Consider the following 13356-nt stretch of genomic DNA (forward strand, 5'->3'; position numbering starts at 1 on the left):
GCGGGGCGCCGGACCCGGGGCGGTCGGCGTGGAAAGGAGTTTCCGGCCATGAGCGTCCAGCTCGACGCGCGGCCTCCGGTGGTACCGGCGGCCGCCGCCCGGCCGACCCGGGCGCACCGGCTCAGCCGGTTCGACACCAGGTACTCGCCCTACCTCTACATCGCCCCGTTCTTCCTGCTCTTCGCGGTGTTCGGGGTGTACCCGCTGGGCTACACGTTCTGGGTCTCGCTGCACGACTGGGACCTGCTCGGCAGCGACCACCCGTTCGTCGGCGCGGAGAACTACACCCGGCTGATGGCCGACGCCGACTTCTGGCACGCGGTGGTGAACACCCTCGGCATCTTCGTCATCTCCACCGTCCCGCAGCTGCTCGCCGCGCTCTGGCTGGCCAACCTGCTCAACCGGTCGCTGCGGGCCCGCACCGGGTGGCGGATGGCGGTGCTGATCCCGAACGTCACCTCCACCGCCGCCGTCGCGATCGTCTTCGGGGTGCTCTTCGGCCGCGAGTTCGGCATGGTGAACTGGCTGCTCGACCTCGTCGGGATCGACGCGATCAACTGGAAGTCGGACCGGTTCGCTTCCTGGGTGGCCATCTCGACGATGGTCGACTGGCGGTGGACCGGCTACAACGCGCTGATCTTCCTGGCCGCCATGCAGGCCATCCCGCGGGACCTGTACGAGTCGGCGGCGATCGACGGGGCGAACCGCGCCCGGCAGTTCTGGTCGATCACCGTGCCGCTGCTCAAGCCGACGATCATCTTCGCGGTCATCATCTCCACCATCGGCGGGCTCCAGCTCTTCACCGAGCCGCGGTTGTTCCACTCCGGGACCAACCCGATCCGCGGCGGGCCGCTGCGCGAGTCACAGACGGTCACCATGTACATGTTCGAGAACGCCTTCGCGCCGCACTACAACTTCGGCTACGGCTCGGCGGTGGCGTGGCTGCTCTTCGCCCTGATCGCCGTCGTGGCGGCGGTCAACGTACTGATCATCCGGCGGCTCGGCGGGCAGACGCCGGGTGGCCGGGCCGCGAAGGGAGACCTCCGATGAGCCGGCTGTGGCGGGCCAGCCCGCTGGCGTACGGCGCGCTGCTCGCCGCCGCGTTCCTGTCGATCTTCCCGATCTACTGGATGTTCGTGGTGGCCAGCCGGTCCAGCGACGCGATGGGCCAGGTGCCGCCGCCGGTCACCCCCGGCGGCAACCTCGGCGCGAACATCGCCCGGCTGTTCGACAACACCGACGCGTACTTCCTGACCGGTCTGATCAACTCGGCGATCGTGTCGACCACCGTCACCGTCTCGGTGGTGTTCTTCTCCACCCTGGCCGGGTTCGCCTTCGCCAAGCTGCGCTTCCGCGGCCGCAACGCGCTGCTGCTGGTGATCATCGCGACCATGATGGTGCCGACCCAGCTCGGCGTCATCCCGCTGTACCTGCTGATGACGAAGCTGAACTGGAACGACCGGCTGCCGGCGGTGATCGTGCCGGCGCTGGTCACCGGCTTCGGGGTGTTCATGATGCGCCAGTACGCCGGCCAGGCGGTCAGCACCGAGCTGATCGAGGCGGCCCGGGTCGACGGCTGCGGCACGGCCCGGATCTACTGGAACGTGGTGCTGCCCGCGCTGCGCCCCGCCGCGGCGGTGCTCGGCCTGCTCACTTTCATGACGACCTGGAACGACTTCCTCTGGCCGTACGCTGTGCTCAACGACCCGGAGAACCCGACCGTGCAGCTCTCCCTGCGGGCCCTGTCCGACGGGTACTACCAGGACATGTCGCAGGTGTTCACCGGTACGGCCATCGCGACGCTCCCGCTGCTGCTGGTCTTCGTCCTGTTCGGCCGCCAGATCATCGGCGGCATCATGGAAGGTGCGGTCAAGGCTTGAGCAATCTCCGATTTCCCGAGAACTTCCTCTGGGGCGCTGCCACCGCCGCCTACCAGATCGAGGGCGCGGCCCGCGACGACGGTCGCGGCCCGTCCATCTGGGACACCTTCAGCCGTACGCCGGGGAAGGTGCACCAGGGGCACACCGGCGACGTGGCCTGCGACCACTACCACCGGTACGCCGACGACGTGGCGCTGATGGCGGAGCTGGGGCTGCGGGCGTACCGCTTCTCGGTGGCCTGGCCCCGGATCCAGCCGGACGGCGCCGGCCCGGTCAACCCGCGCGGCCTGGACTTCTACGACCGGCTGGTCGACACGTTGCTCGACCGGGGCATCGATCCGATCGTCACGCTCTACCACTGGGACCTGCCGCAGGCCCTGGGCGACCGGGGCGGCTGGACCAACCGGGAGACCGCCGAGCACTTCGCCACGTACGCCACCGCGGTGCACGCCCGCCTCGGTGACCGGGTGGGCACCTGGACCACGCTCAACGAGCCGTGGTGCTCGGCCTACCTCGGGTACGGCAACGGGGTGCACGCGCCCGGCGAGCAGGACCCGGCCGCGGCCTTCACCGCCGTACACCATCTGCTGCTCGGGCACGGCCTGGCGGCCCGGGCGCTGCGCGCGGCCGGCGCGGAGACGATCGGGATCACCCTCAACCCGGCCGACGTGCGCCCCGCCGACCCGGCCAGCGCCGCCGACGCCGCCGCGGTGCGCCTGGTCGACGGCCTGCACAACCGGATCTTCCTGGACCCGCTGCTGGCCGGCGGCTACCCGGAGGACGTGCTGGAGCACGTCGGCGGGATCGTCGAGCCGTCGTTCGTCCGGGACGGCGACGAGAAGCTGATTGCCGCCCCGATCGACCTGCTCGGGATCAACTACTACCAGCCGACCTACGTCGCCGGCCGGCCCGGCGGGGCCGGGGGCGGCGGCGCCTATCCCGGCACGGAGGGCGCGGTCGAGTTCCTGCCGCCGGTCGGGCCGCTGACCGACATGGGGTGGATGATCGAACCGGCCGGGCTGACCCGGCTGCTGGAGCGGATCGCCACCGACTATCCGGGCGTGCCGCTGCTGATCACCGAGAACGGCGCGGCGTTCCCGGACAAGGCCGGGATGGACGGCCCGGGCGGCGCGGGCGGCGTGGTCGACACCGACCGGATCGCCTACCTCGACGGACACCTGCGCGCTGCGCACGAGGCCATCGCCCGGGGGGTGGACCTGCGCGGCTATCTCGTATGGTCATTGCTGGACAACTTCGAGTGGGCGGAGGGTTACCGCAAGCGGTTCGGGATCGTCCACGTCGACTACCTGACCCAGCGGCGCACACCGAAGGCCAGCGCCCGGTGGTACCAGGAGGTGATCTCCCGGAACGGGCTGTGACGAGCGGGGGGATGGCGGCCATGACGACGGCGCAACGGCCGACGCTGGAAGCGGTGGCCCGCCGGGCCGGGGTCTCCCGGGCCACCGTCTCCCGGGTGGTGAACGGCTCCACCACGGTGGCCGAACCGATCCGGGAGGCGGTGAACCGGGCGGTGGCCGAGCTGGGGTACGTGCCGAACCTGGCCGCCCGCAGCCTGGTCACCCAGCGGACCGACTCGATCGCCCTGGTCATGCCGGAGGCGGCCACCCGGGTCTTCTCCGACGACCAGGTCTTCCCGGGCATCATCCTCGGGGTCAGCCAGGAGCTGGAGGCGGCCGACAAGCAGCTGGTGCTGATGCTGGCCGGCTCGCCGGCCGGGCACGCCCGGGTGGAGCGGTACACCACCGGGCGGCACGTCGACGGGGTGCTCTTCGCGTCGCTGCACGGCGCCGACCCGCTGCCCGGCCGGCTCGCCCGGCTCGGTATCCCGGTGGTGTGCAGCGGCCGGCCGCTCGGCGCGGCCGACGTGCCGTACGTGGACGTCGACCAGGTGGGCGGGGTGACCGCCGCGATCCGGCACCTGATCGACATCGGCCGGCGACGGATCGCCACCATCGCCGGCCCGCAGGACATGGTCGCCGGGATCGAGCGGCTCGCCGGCTACCGGGACACGGTGTCCGCGGCCGGGCTGCCCGAGCTGGTGGCGTACGGCGACTTCACCCGGGAGTCCGGGGCGGCGGCGATGCGGCAACTGCTCGCCGAACATCCCGAACTGGACGCGGTCTTCGCCGCCTCCGACCTGATGGCGCACGCCGCCCTGCGTACGCTGCGCGAGGCCGGACGGCGGGTGCCGGAGGACGTGGCGGTGATCGGTTTCGACGACATCGAGACGGCCGCCTACACCGAGCCGCCGCTGACCACCGTCCGGCAGCCAATCCAGGAGATCGGCCGACAGATGACCCGTCAGCTGCTCCGGCTGGCCGCTGGCGAGACCATCGAGACCGCCCTGGTCCTGCCGACCGAGCTGATCCGGCGCGAGTCCGCCTGACCGGGCCGCGCAACCGCCGCGCGGGCGGATATTTCGGTCGAGCGGGTGCGGCGGCCGGCGGTAGCGTCGGGCGGTGCCCGATCCGACCCGCCTGATCCGCGTGCCCACCCTCTCCGACGTCGCCGAATACGCGTACGCCGCCACCGTGGAACCGCCCGCCCGGCTGGTCTTCACCGCCGGCGCCTGCCCGCTCGACGCGGACGGCCGCACGGTGGCGCCCGGTGACCACGCCGCCCAGGCGCGGCAGGTGATGACCAACCTGGAGACCGCCCTCGCGGCGGCCGGTGCCCGGCTCGCAGACGTGGTCAAGACGACCGTCTACGTGGCCTCGAACCGGCAGGACGACCTGGTCACCGTCTGGGAGGTGGTCCGCGACCACTTCGGCGACCACGACCCGCCGAGCACCCTGCTCGGGGTGGCCGTGCTCGGCTACAACGACCAACTGGTGGAGGTGGAGGCGGTCGCCGCCGTCCGGCCGGCGGCCTGACCGCCCCGGACCGGCGCCCGGCCACCGCCCGCCACGCGAGCGGCCCGGCCCCGCCGCCGGGGAACCGCCCCGGTACGGCAGCGGGGGCCTCTCCCGGCGACGGAGAGGCCCCCGGCCCCGTAGCCCGGCTCCCACGACCGCACTGCGCGGAGGCCGGAGCTACGTTCGGGTAAAGCTGTTCAGTCGTCCGCCTGCTGGCGGTGGGCGCCGTTGAGCACGCTGCCGAGCACGACCAGGCCGAGCCCGAGCGCCGCGAGCGGGACGACGTCCCCGCCCCACGATCCGGCCGGCTGCGCATCCCGGCCGACCGGCGCGTCGGCGGCCGGTGGTTCGGCGGTCGGCGTGCCGCTCTGGTCGAGGTCGGTGAAGGCCAGGGCCGACGACGCCTCTCCCCACACCAGCACGCCGACCGCCACCGCGGCGGCGGCTCGGCCCGCGAAGCCTGCCCTCATCGCTCACCCCCATTCGTCACCGGCGTCGATTACCGGCACGGGAGGAAATGTATAGCGAATAGCCCGATGAAGGCGTTTATCGGGCGGATTGTCCCGCCACAATTTCCCGACAAAAAGGCACAGAAAACGTAATTCCTCCCGCGGCGGCGTAAATAGGTATTAACTGCTGATACCGCCTTAGGCGAGCAGAAACGGCGATCTCCGGGCGAAACCCGGCGCGAAACGCCGACAGATCCCGGAATCATCTTCGCAAGAACGGTTCGGGTATGCGACCGCCGGGGGCGCGCCGCGGCGGGGCTCAGCCGGCGTGGACGCGCTGGGCGACCCGGTAGGTGTCGGGCCCGAAGAGCACCAGCCGCGCCTCGGTGACGTTCGCCGGGGTGGCGGCGCGCAGCACGGTCAGGGCGTGGCCGACCGCGTCCTCGACCGGCCAGCCGTAGACGCCGGCCGAGACGAGCGGGAACGCCATCGTCCGCGCACCCAGCTCGTCGGCGATCCGCAGGCTCTTGGCGTAGCAGTCGCGCAGCAGCGCCGACCGGTCCTCGGTGGCCGACCAGACCGGCCCGACGGTGTGCACCACCCAGCGGGCCGGCAGGTCGCCGGCGGTGGTCGCCACCGCCTGGCCGGTCGGCAACCCGCGCCCGTAGCGGGAGGCGCGCAGCGCCCGGCACTCGGCCAGGATGGCCGGGCCGCCGCGCCGGTGGATCGCGCCGTCCACGCCCCCGCCGCCGAGCAGCGACGAGTTCGCCGCGTTGACGATCACGTCCACCTGCTGCGCGGTGATGTCCCCCTCGACCAGGACGACCCGCACGTCAGCCCTCCTCGATGGACTGGCCGAGCGACCGGCGGGCCAGCAGCGTGGCGCCGGCGACCGCGGCCGGCATGACGAGCACCGCGCCGAGCGGGATCAGGAAGCAGACGAACACCGCCACCCCGAAGCCCAGCGCGGTCGGCCGGTCCGCCTTGAGGATCGACCGGCGGTCCGGCAGTCGCATCCCGCGCCGGTAGAAGGGCGCGCCGACCAGTTCCAGCGCGAGCAGCCAGCCGCCCACCGCCGCGCCGATCACCGGGATCACCGTCTGCCCGACCACCGGGATGAAACCGGCCGCGAAGAGCGGTATGCCGAACAGCACCGACAGGGCCACCAGCCGGACGGAGTCGGCCAGGCTGCGGCGCAGCGACGACCAGAACGGCACCTCGACCGCGCCCGGCGTGCCGCCGAGCCGATCCTCCACCCGTTCGGAGATCTTCTCGTAGAACGGGTCGCCGATCACCAGCGTGACCGCGGTGAAGGTGAGCACCCCGAGCAGGCCACCCAGCCCGAGGAAGGCCAGCGCCGCGACCACCCGGACCAGGCTGCGCGGGGTCGCCGACCAGTCGTCGGCGAACGGGGTGACCAGCTCGGCCAGGTCGTCCACGAAGAACGCCAGGGCGACGAACGCGGCGACGAACAGCGCACCGGAGATCAGTGCCGGCACGATGCCGAGCAGCATCAGGCCGGGGCTGCGGACGTAGAGGGCGAGACCGCGCAGCAGCAGCCCGACGCCGGTGAAGAACCGGCGGGCGGCGCCGGTGACGGGCGCGGCGAGACGGGGTGCGTTCACGACGGGAAGCCTAGTGGCCGCCCGCGCATCAACCGGTTGGTGGATCGCCGGGGTCGACCGAGGCCGTCCCCCAAGATCGCCGCATGGTCGATCCGCCGCCGCGTCCGCCCGGCCATCCTCGACGTACGGACAGCAGACGGCGGAAGGCGGCGCGATGCCGGTCATCGAGGTGACCAACCTGCACAAGCGGTACGGCGAGCTGGTGGCCGTGGACGACGTGTCGTTCACGGTCGAGGCCGGGGAGATCTTCGGGATTCTCGGCCCGAACGGCGCCGGCAAGACCACCACGGTGGAGTGTGTCGCCGGACTGCGCGTCCCCGACTCCGGCGGGGTGTCGGTCCTCGGGCTCGGTCCCCGCCGGGACGCGACCCAGCTCCGGGAACGGGTCGGGGTGCAGCTCCAGGAGAGCCAGTTGCCCGACCAGATGCGGGTCGGCGAGGCGCTGGAGCTGTACGCCTCGTTCTACCGCGACCCGGCCGACCCGGCCGAGCTGATCGACAAGCTGGGTCTGGGCGACAAGCGGAAGACCGCGTACAAGAAGCTCTCCGGCGGTCAGAAGCAGCGGCTGTCCATCGCGCTCGCGCTGGTCGGCAAGCCCGAGATCGCCATCCTGGACGAGCTGACCACCGGGCTGGACCCGCAGGCCCGGCGGGACACCTGGGCCCTCATCGAGCAGGTGCGCGACAGCGGGGTGACGATCCTGCTGGTCACCCACTTCATGGAGGAGGCCGAGCGGCTCTGCGACCGGGTCGCCGTGATCGACCGGGGACAGGTCGCCGCCCTGGACAGCCCGGCCGGCCTGGTGTCACGGGTGGCGCCCGAGCAGCGGGTCCGGTTCCGGCCGTCCGCCCCGGTAGACGACCAGCTCTTCACCGACCTGCCAGAGGTGACCGGCGTGCACCGCACCGGGCGCCAGGTGGTGGTGACCGGTACCGGTGACGTGCTGCACGCGGTCACCTCGGTGCTGGCCCGCAACCAGATCGTCGCCGCCGACCTGCGGCTGGAGCAGTCCACGCTGGACGACGCGTTCGTCGAGCTGACCGGGCACCGGCCCGCCGAGTGAGAGAGAACGACATGCACGCCTTCGGGCAGATCCTCAAGATCGAGACGAGACTCTACCTGCGGGACTTCGCCGCGCCGCTGATCACCATCGCGTTGCCGCTGCTGCTGCTGGCGGTGTTCGGGTTGATCCCGGCGATGCGGGAGCCGAATCCGGACTTCGGCGACCTGTCCTTCATCCAGTACTTCGCACCGTCGCTGCTGGTGATTACGCTCGCCATGGCGGCGGTGAACATCCTGCCCACGGTGCTCGCCACCTACCGCGAGCGCGGGGTGCTGCGCCGGCTGGCCACCACCCCGGCCAGCCCGGCCGCACTGCTCGCCGCCCAACTGGTCATCTCGCTCGCCACCATCGTGATCAGTGCCGTACTGCTGATCGTGGTCGGCCGGCTGGCCTTCGACGTGCCGCTGCCCCGGCACCCGCTCGGCTTCGCGCTGGCGCTCGTCCTCGGCACCGCGGCGCTGCTCGCGCTGGGGCTGCTGGTGGCGGCGGTGGCCCGCACGAACAAGGCGGCGCAGGCCGTGGCGGTCCCGGTGTTCATGCTGGTCATGTTCTTCGGCGGGGTCTACGTTCCCCGGTTCATGCTGCCGGACTTCCTGGTCCGGATCGGCGACTACACGCCCCCCGGCGTGCAGGCGCTGCTCGATGCCTGGACCGCCGACGCACCGCGTCCGCTGCACCTGGCGATAATGGCAGTCATCGCCGTGCTCGCTGGGTCCGTCGCGGCGAAGCTGTTCCGCTGGGAGTGAGCGGGGTTCCGATGACCAGCACCGCCGAGCAGGTCGACCGGCTGGCCGCCTGGGAGGCCCGGGAGCCCGGCCTGCACCGGATGTTGCCGTACGTCGGGCTGGCCGTCGGCATCCTGCTCGCCACCGTCGCGCCGGTCCCCGTGGGTCTCTCAGTCGTCCCCGACCCGGTGGTGGCGGGGCTGGCGGCGGCCTGGATCGCCTGGTTCGTGAACCTGCACCCCGGCTGGACGAGCCGTCGTCGGCTGATGGGCATCTACTACACCGGCCTGATCGGGTTCGCCGCTCTGCTCGTGCTCGACAGCCCCTGGTACGGCTTCTTCGCCTGGGTCGGGTTCCTGCACGCGTTCCTCGTCCTGCACGGCCGGTGGCGGTTCGTCGGGGTGGCCGCCACCGGCGTCCTGATCGGCACCGCGCAGGGCGGGGGCCTGCCGTCGTCGGCGGGCCACTGGATGCTCTGGGCGGTGCTCGTGCTGTTCAACGTGGGCGTGGCCAGCGGAGTGAGCTGGTTCGGCATGATCACCGACCGGCAGAACGCAAACCGCAAGCGGCTGGTCGAGGAACTCGCCGAGGCCAACCGCCGGCTGGCCGAGACGATGCGGGAGAACGAGGGGCTGCACGCCCAGCTACTCACCCAGGCCCGGGAGGCCGGGGTGACCGACGAGCGGCAGCGGATGGCCCGGGAGATCCACGACACGCTGGCCCAGGGCCTCACCGGCATCATCACCCAACTGGAGGCGGCCGGGCAGGCGCGGGACCGGCGGGCCGACTGGCAACGACACGTCGACACCGCGGTCGCCCTGGCCCGGGAGAGCCTCACCGAGGCGCGCCGCTCGGTGCGGGCGGTACGCCCCGAGGCGCTGGAGGCCGCCCGGCTGCCCGAGGCGCTCGCCGAGCTGACCCGGCGCTGGTCGACCATCAACGAGGTGAACACAGAGGTGAACGTCACCGGCGAGGCCCGCCCGCTGCACCCCGAGGTCGAGGTGACCCTGCTGCGGACCGCCCAGGAGGCGCTGGCCAACGTGGCCCGGCACGCCAAGGCGTCCCGGGTCGGGCTGACCCTGTCGTACATGGGCGACGTGGTCACCCTGGACGTCCGGGACGACGGCGTCGGCTTCCCGGTCACCGATCCGCCCTCCCCGCGCCGATCGGATGGCGGGTACGGGCTGACCGCCATGCGGCAGCGGGTGGCCGGGGTCGGCGGCGAGTTGGCCATCGAGAGCGAGCCGGGCGGCGGCACCGCCGTCTCGGCCTCCGTGCCCGCACATGCCGGAGGTGTCGGTTGACCGCCCCGGTCCGGCTACTCATCGTCGACGACCACCCGGTGGTGCGGGACGGGCTGCGCGGCATGTTCACCGGCGACCCCGGTTTCGACGTGGTCGGCGAGGCCGGCGACGGCGCCGAGGCGCTCGCACTCGCCGCCCACCTGCACCCCGACGTGGTGCTGATGGACCTGCGGATGCCCGGGATGGACGGGGTGACCGCGATCGGCCGGCTGGCCCGCGCCGGCAACCCGGCCAAGGTGCTGGTGCTCACCACGTACGACACGGACGCCGACGTGCTGCCGGCGATCGAGGCCGGCGCCACCGGCTACCTGCTCAAGGACGCGCCCCGGGACGAGCTGGTCCGGGCGGTGCGGGCCGCCGCGCGGGGCGAGGCGGTGCTCTCCCCCAGCGTGGCCGGCCGGCTGATGGGACGGTTGCGCGCGCCCGCCGAGGAGCCGCTGAGCCAGCGGGAGCTGGAGGTGCTCACCCTGGTGGCCAGGGGCGCGTCCAACCGGGAGGCGGCCGCCCGGCTGTTCATCAGCGAGGCCACGGTCAAGACCCACCTGCTGCACGTCTACGCCAAGCTCGGGGTCAACGACCGGGCGGCCGCCGTGGCCGCCGCGTACGACCGGGGCCTGCTCACCCCCGGCGGGCGCTGAACCCGCCGGGGGCAGGATGGACGGGTGCGCGCATCCCGGTTGATCTCCCTGGTCCTGCTGCTCCAGGCGCGGGAGACGATGACCGCCGCGGAGCTGGCCCGGGAGCTGGAGGTCTCCGAGCGGACGGTCTACCGGGACGTGCTCGCGCTCTCCGCCGCCGGCGTGCCGGTCTACGCCGACCGGGGCCGGGCCGGCGGCTACCGGTTGCTCGGCGGCTACCGGACCCGGCTGACCGGGCTGACCCGGGGCGAGGCGGAGGCGCTCTTCCTGGCCGGGCTGCCCGGCCCGGCCGGTGACATGGGGCTCGCCGACGCGGTCGCGGCGGCCGAGCTGAAGGTGCTGGCCGCGCTCCCGCCCGCGCTGCGGGACGCGCCGGCCCGCACCGGGCAGCGGTTCCACCTGGACGTGCCGGGCTGGTTCCGGGAGACCGGGCCGCCGCCGTGGCTGGGTGAGCTGGCCGGGGCGGTCTGGCGGGACCGGGTGGTCGAGCTGCGCTATCGGCGCGGTGACCGGGAGGTCACCCGGGAGCTGTCCCCGTACGGGCTGGTGCTCAAGAGCGGGATCTGGTACCTGATCGGCCGGGTCGGCGACGGGTACCGGACGTACCGGGTGGACCGGGTCACCGGCGTCGAGGTGCGGGCGGAGACCTTCGCCCGGGACGAGGGGTTCGACCTGGCCGGGTACTGGCGGGAGCAGGCCGAGGCGTTCCTGCGGAGCATGCTGCGGGCCCAGGTGACCGTCCGGCTCAGCCCCGCCGGCCTGCGCCAGCTCCGGCACACCGCCGACGCCCCCTTCGCGTACGAGGAGGCGCTGGCCGCCGCCGGGGAACCCGACGGGCAGGGTTGGGTGGTGACCCGGCTGCCCGTCGAGTCCCTCGTGGTGGCGTACACCCAGCTGCTCGGGCTGGGGCCGGAGGTCGAGGTGCTCGAACCGCCGGAACTGCGGGCCCGGCTGGCCGAGGCGACGGCCCGCGCCGCCGCCCGCTACGCCACGTCGCCGCCGCCCGGGCCAGACGGCGCGGACGGGACCCGGAGACCGCCGGTCAGCGGTAGCCGGTGACGTCCGCCGGCTTGCCCGGGTCCTGCACCTCGACGATGTACCGCCAGGCGTCCGGCCGGCTGCCGTCGAGGTCGGTGAAGCCGTACACCTGGGCCAGCTCGCCGCTGGAGACGGACCTGCCGTTCCAGCGGGCCCGGTCCTCGTCGGCGGCCAGGGCGGCGACCGCCCGCCCGACGAACGCCGGCGACTCCGAGATGGCGAAGTGCGGCTCCCGGGCCAGCGCGTCCCGCCAGTTCTCCTCGGTCACCCCGAAGTGCTCCAGCATGAGCTCGGAGCGCAGCCAGCCGGGGGTGAGCGCGACCGAGGTGCAGCCGTACGGCGCCAGCTCGTGCGCCCAGCTCTCGGCGAGCCGGTTCACCGACACCTTCGCCAGGTCGTAGAAGACCGACAGCCGGTAGTTCGCGTCGTTGTACTCCTTGGTGCCGTCGCCGATCTCGACGACCAGGCCGCCGGGGCGGCGGATCAGCAGCGGCAGGGCGTGGTGGCTGGTGACGATGTGCGTGTCGATCGCCAGCCGGAGCGTCCGGAAGCCGGCGTCCAGCGGCTGCTCCCAGACCGGCTTGTGCCAGGTGACCAGCGACTCGGCCCCCCAGATGTCGTTCACCAGCACGTCGAGGCGGCCCTGCTCGGCGTCGATCCGGGCGACCAGGTCGCGGACCTGGTCGGGAACCAGGTGGTCGACCACGACCGGGATGCCTTCGCCGCCGGCGGCGGTGACCAGCTCGGCGGTCTCCTCGATGGTCTCCGGCCGGCCCAGCTCCGACCGGCCGGCTCGGCTGCTGCGCCCGGTGGCGTAGACGGTGGCTCCGGCGGCGCCGAGCTGCACGGCGATCTGCCGTCCGGCGCCCCGACTCGCTCCCGCGACCAACGCGATCTTCCCTGTCAGCGGTTTCGTCATGGGTCGAGCGTGTCAGCAATACCTGACAGCCGAAGTCGGGTTTCGCGCGACGGGTGTCGTCCGTCATGCTCGCCGGCATGCACCTGCTGCTCTCCGGCATCGTCGGCTCGGTCGCGTACGGGCTGGCCCGGCCCGGTTCGGATGTGGACCGGATCGGCGTGTTCGCGGCGCCCACTGTCGCGTTCCACGGCCTGCACCCGCCCCGCGAGTCGGTGGTCACCACCGACCCGGACGTCACCCTGCACGAGGCCGCCAAGTACGCGCGGCTGGGCCTGAGCGGCAACCCGACCGCCACCGAGCTGATGTGGCTGCCGGACGACTGCTACGAGACCCGGACGGAGTTCGGCGAGCGGCTGATCGCCATCCGCTCGGCCTTCCTCAGCGCGCCCCGGGTCCGCGACGCGTACCTGGGCTACGCCAGCCGCCAGTTCCGCAAGCTGGAGTCGCGCGGCGACGGGAGCTTCTCGGCCGACACCCGCCGCCGGACCGCGAAGCACGCCCGGCACCTGGCCCGGCTGGTGCACCAGGGGCGGCTGCTCTACGCCACCGGGGTGCTGGAGATCCGGCTCGCCGACCCGGAATGGTTCCGGGCGTTCGGCGAGCGGGTGGCCGGCGGCGAGCTGGACGAGGCGCGGGCGCTGCTGGCCGAGGCCGAACTGGACTTCGACCGGATCCGCACCCCGTTGCCGGACCGCCCCGACGAGGCCGCTGTCGAGCGCTGGCTGCTCGACGTCCGCGCCGCACACCTGCCGCCGGAGCTACGCCCGCGCTAGCCGCGCCCTGTCGAGCTGCCCCGTGGGGACGGCTCGATCCAGCCGGCGGCACCCGAAACGCCGCGG

The 13356-nt window shown here is 72.9% G+C and carries 15 protein-coding genes; 11 read left to right on the top strand and 4 right to left on the bottom strand.

What is annotated here, in order from left to right:
* The first annotated feature begins 48 nt into the window (after positions 1 to 48).
* The 5 genes from GA0070609_RS25990 (at position 49) to GA0070609_RS26010 (ending at position 4774) form a co-directional block, all read left to right on the top strand.
* Positions 49 to 1050: a carbohydrate ABC transporter permease gene (locus tag GA0070609_RS25990; RefSeq protein WP_088996217.1), complete on the top strand. Its 1002-nt coding sequence runs from the start codon at positions 49 to 51 to the stop codon at positions 1048 to 1050.
* Positions 1047 to 1880 carry a carbohydrate ABC transporter permease gene (locus GA0070609_RS25995; protein WP_088996218.1) on the top strand — a complete coding sequence of 278 codons (834 nt, stop codon included), beginning with the start codon at positions 1047 to 1049 and terminating at the stop codon, positions 1878 to 1880. The genes GA0070609_RS25990 and GA0070609_RS25995 overlap by 4 nt, the downstream gene beginning before the upstream one ends.
* Positions 1877 to 3259: a GH1 family beta-glucosidase gene (locus tag GA0070609_RS26000; protein ID WP_088996219.1), complete on the top strand. Its 1383-nt coding sequence runs from the start codon at positions 1877 to 1879 to the stop codon at positions 3257 to 3259. The genes GA0070609_RS25995 and GA0070609_RS26000 overlap by 4 nt, the downstream gene beginning before the upstream one ends.
* Before the next feature lie 20 nt (positions 3260 to 3279).
* Positions 3280 to 4287, top strand: a complete 1008-nt coding sequence (locus GA0070609_RS26005; protein ID WP_088997973.1) for a LacI family DNA-binding transcriptional regulator — start codon at positions 3280 to 3282, stop codon at positions 4285 to 4287.
* A gap of 73 nt (positions 4288 to 4360) precedes the next feature.
* Positions 4361 to 4774, top strand: coding sequence for a RidA family protein (locus tag GA0070609_RS26010; RefSeq protein ID WP_088996220.1), 414 nt, complete (start codon positions 4361 to 4363; stop codon positions 4772 to 4774).
* A 179-nt stretch (positions 4775 to 4953) separates the two neighbouring features.
* Here the strand turns inward: GA0070609_RS26010 and GA0070609_RS26015 are convergent, their stop codons facing one another.
* From GA0070609_RS26015 to GA0070609_RS26025, 3 genes are all read right to left on the bottom strand, one after another.
* On the bottom strand, positions 4954 to 5226 hold the full coding sequence (locus tag GA0070609_RS26015; RefSeq protein ID WP_157748300.1) for a hypothetical protein: 273 nt from the start codon (positions 5224 to 5226) through the stop codon (positions 4954 to 4956).
* Between the two features lie 298 nt (positions 5227 to 5524).
* Positions 5525 to 6037, bottom strand: coding sequence for an O-acetyl-ADP-ribose deacetylase (locus GA0070609_RS26020; RefSeq protein WP_088996222.1), 513 nt, complete (start codon positions 6035 to 6037; stop codon positions 5525 to 5527).
* Position 6038: 1 nt separating this feature from the next.
* The gene (locus GA0070609_RS26025; RefSeq protein WP_088996223.1) at positions 6039 to 6830 is read right to left on the bottom strand and encodes an EI24 domain-containing protein; all 792 of its coding nucleotides are present in this window, start codon (positions 6828 to 6830) and stop codon (positions 6039 to 6041) included.
* A gap of 154 nt (positions 6831 to 6984) precedes the next feature.
* Between GA0070609_RS26025 and GA0070609_RS26030 the strand changes: the two genes are divergently transcribed.
* The 5 genes from GA0070609_RS26030 to GA0070609_RS26050 are packed head-to-tail and all read left to right on the top strand — an operon-like array spanning position 6985 to position 11619.
* Entirely contained in the window at positions 6985 to 7893 is a 909-nt protein-coding gene (locus tag GA0070609_RS26030; protein WP_088996224.1) for an ABC transporter ATP-binding protein, read from the top strand.
* A gap of 11 nt (positions 7894 to 7904) precedes the next feature.
* Positions 7905 to 8639: an ABC transporter permease gene (locus GA0070609_RS26035; protein WP_088996225.1), complete on the top strand. Its 735-nt coding sequence runs from the start codon at positions 7905 to 7907 to the stop codon at positions 8637 to 8639.
* 11 nt (positions 8640 to 8650) lie between these two features.
* Positions 8651 to 9922, top strand: a complete 1272-nt coding sequence (locus tag GA0070609_RS26040) for a sensor histidine kinase (protein WP_172899406.1) — start codon at positions 8651 to 8653, stop codon at positions 9920 to 9922.
* Positions 9919 to 10560, top strand: a complete 642-nt coding sequence (locus GA0070609_RS26045) for a response regulator (protein ID WP_088996227.1) — start codon at positions 9919 to 9921, stop codon at positions 10558 to 10560. Before GA0070609_RS26040 ends, GA0070609_RS26045 begins: the two co-directional genes overlap by 4 nt.
* A gap of 24 nt (positions 10561 to 10584) precedes the next feature.
* Positions 10585 to 11619: a helix-turn-helix transcriptional regulator gene (locus GA0070609_RS26050; RefSeq protein WP_088996228.1), complete on the top strand. Its 1035-nt coding sequence runs from the start codon at positions 10585 to 10587 to the stop codon at positions 11617 to 11619.
* On the opposite strand, the gene GA0070609_RS26055 is transcribed toward GA0070609_RS26050, so the two are convergent.
* Complete coding sequence (locus GA0070609_RS26055; RefSeq protein ID WP_088996229.1) at positions 11603 to 12517, bottom strand: SDR family oxidoreductase; 915 nt, start codon at positions 12515 to 12517, stop codon at positions 11603 to 11605. The genes GA0070609_RS26050 and GA0070609_RS26055 overlap by 17 nt on opposite strands.
* A gap of 77 nt (positions 12518 to 12594) precedes the next feature.
* Between GA0070609_RS26055 and GA0070609_RS26060 the strand changes: the two genes are divergently transcribed.
* Positions 12595 to 13290, top strand: coding sequence for a nucleotidyltransferase domain-containing protein (locus tag GA0070609_RS26060; protein WP_088997974.1), 696 nt, complete (start codon positions 12595 to 12597; stop codon positions 13288 to 13290).
* The last annotated feature ends 66 nt before the right edge of the window (positions 13291 to 13356 follow it).

This window comes from Micromonospora echinaurantiaca, from assembly GCF_900090235.1.
Taxonomy (GTDB): Bacteria; Actinomycetota; Actinomycetes; order Mycobacteriales; family Micromonosporaceae; genus Micromonospora; species Micromonospora echinaurantiaca.

Coding starts and splice junctions, on each gene's coding strand:
- GA0070609_RS26040 (WP_172899406.1), top strand. CDS start 8,651: ATGACCAGCACCGCCGAGCAGGTCGACCGGCTGGCCGCCTGGGAGGCC.
- GA0070609_RS26030 (WP_088996224.1), top strand. CDS start 6,985: ATGCCGGTCATCGAGGTGACCAACCTGCACAAGCGGTACGGCGAGCTG.
- GA0070609_RS26055 (WP_088996229.1), bottom strand. CDS start 12,517: ATGACGAAACCGCTGACAGGGAAGATCGCGTTGGTCGCGGGAGCGAGT.
- GA0070609_RS26060 (WP_088997974.1), top strand. CDS start 12,595: ATGCACCTGCTGCTCTCCGGCATCGTCGGCTCGGTCGCGTACGGGCTG.
- GA0070609_RS25995 (WP_088996218.1), top strand. CDS start 1,047: ATGAGCCGGCTGTGGCGGGCCAGCCCGCTGGCGTACGGCGCGCTGCTC.
- GA0070609_RS26035 (WP_088996225.1), top strand. CDS start 7,905: ATGCACGCCTTCGGGCAGATCCTCAAGATCGAGACGAGACTCTACCTG.
- GA0070609_RS25990 (WP_088996217.1), top strand. CDS start 49: ATGAGCGTCCAGCTCGACGCGCGGCCTCCGGTGGTACCGGCGGCCGCC.
- GA0070609_RS26015 (WP_157748300.1), bottom strand. CDS start 5,226: ATGAGGGCAGGCTTCGCGGGCCGAGCCGCCGCCGCGGTGGCGGTCGGC.
- GA0070609_RS26005 (WP_088997973.1), top strand. CDS start 3,280: ATGACGACGGCGCAACGGCCGACGCTGGAAGCGGTGGCCCGCCGGGCC.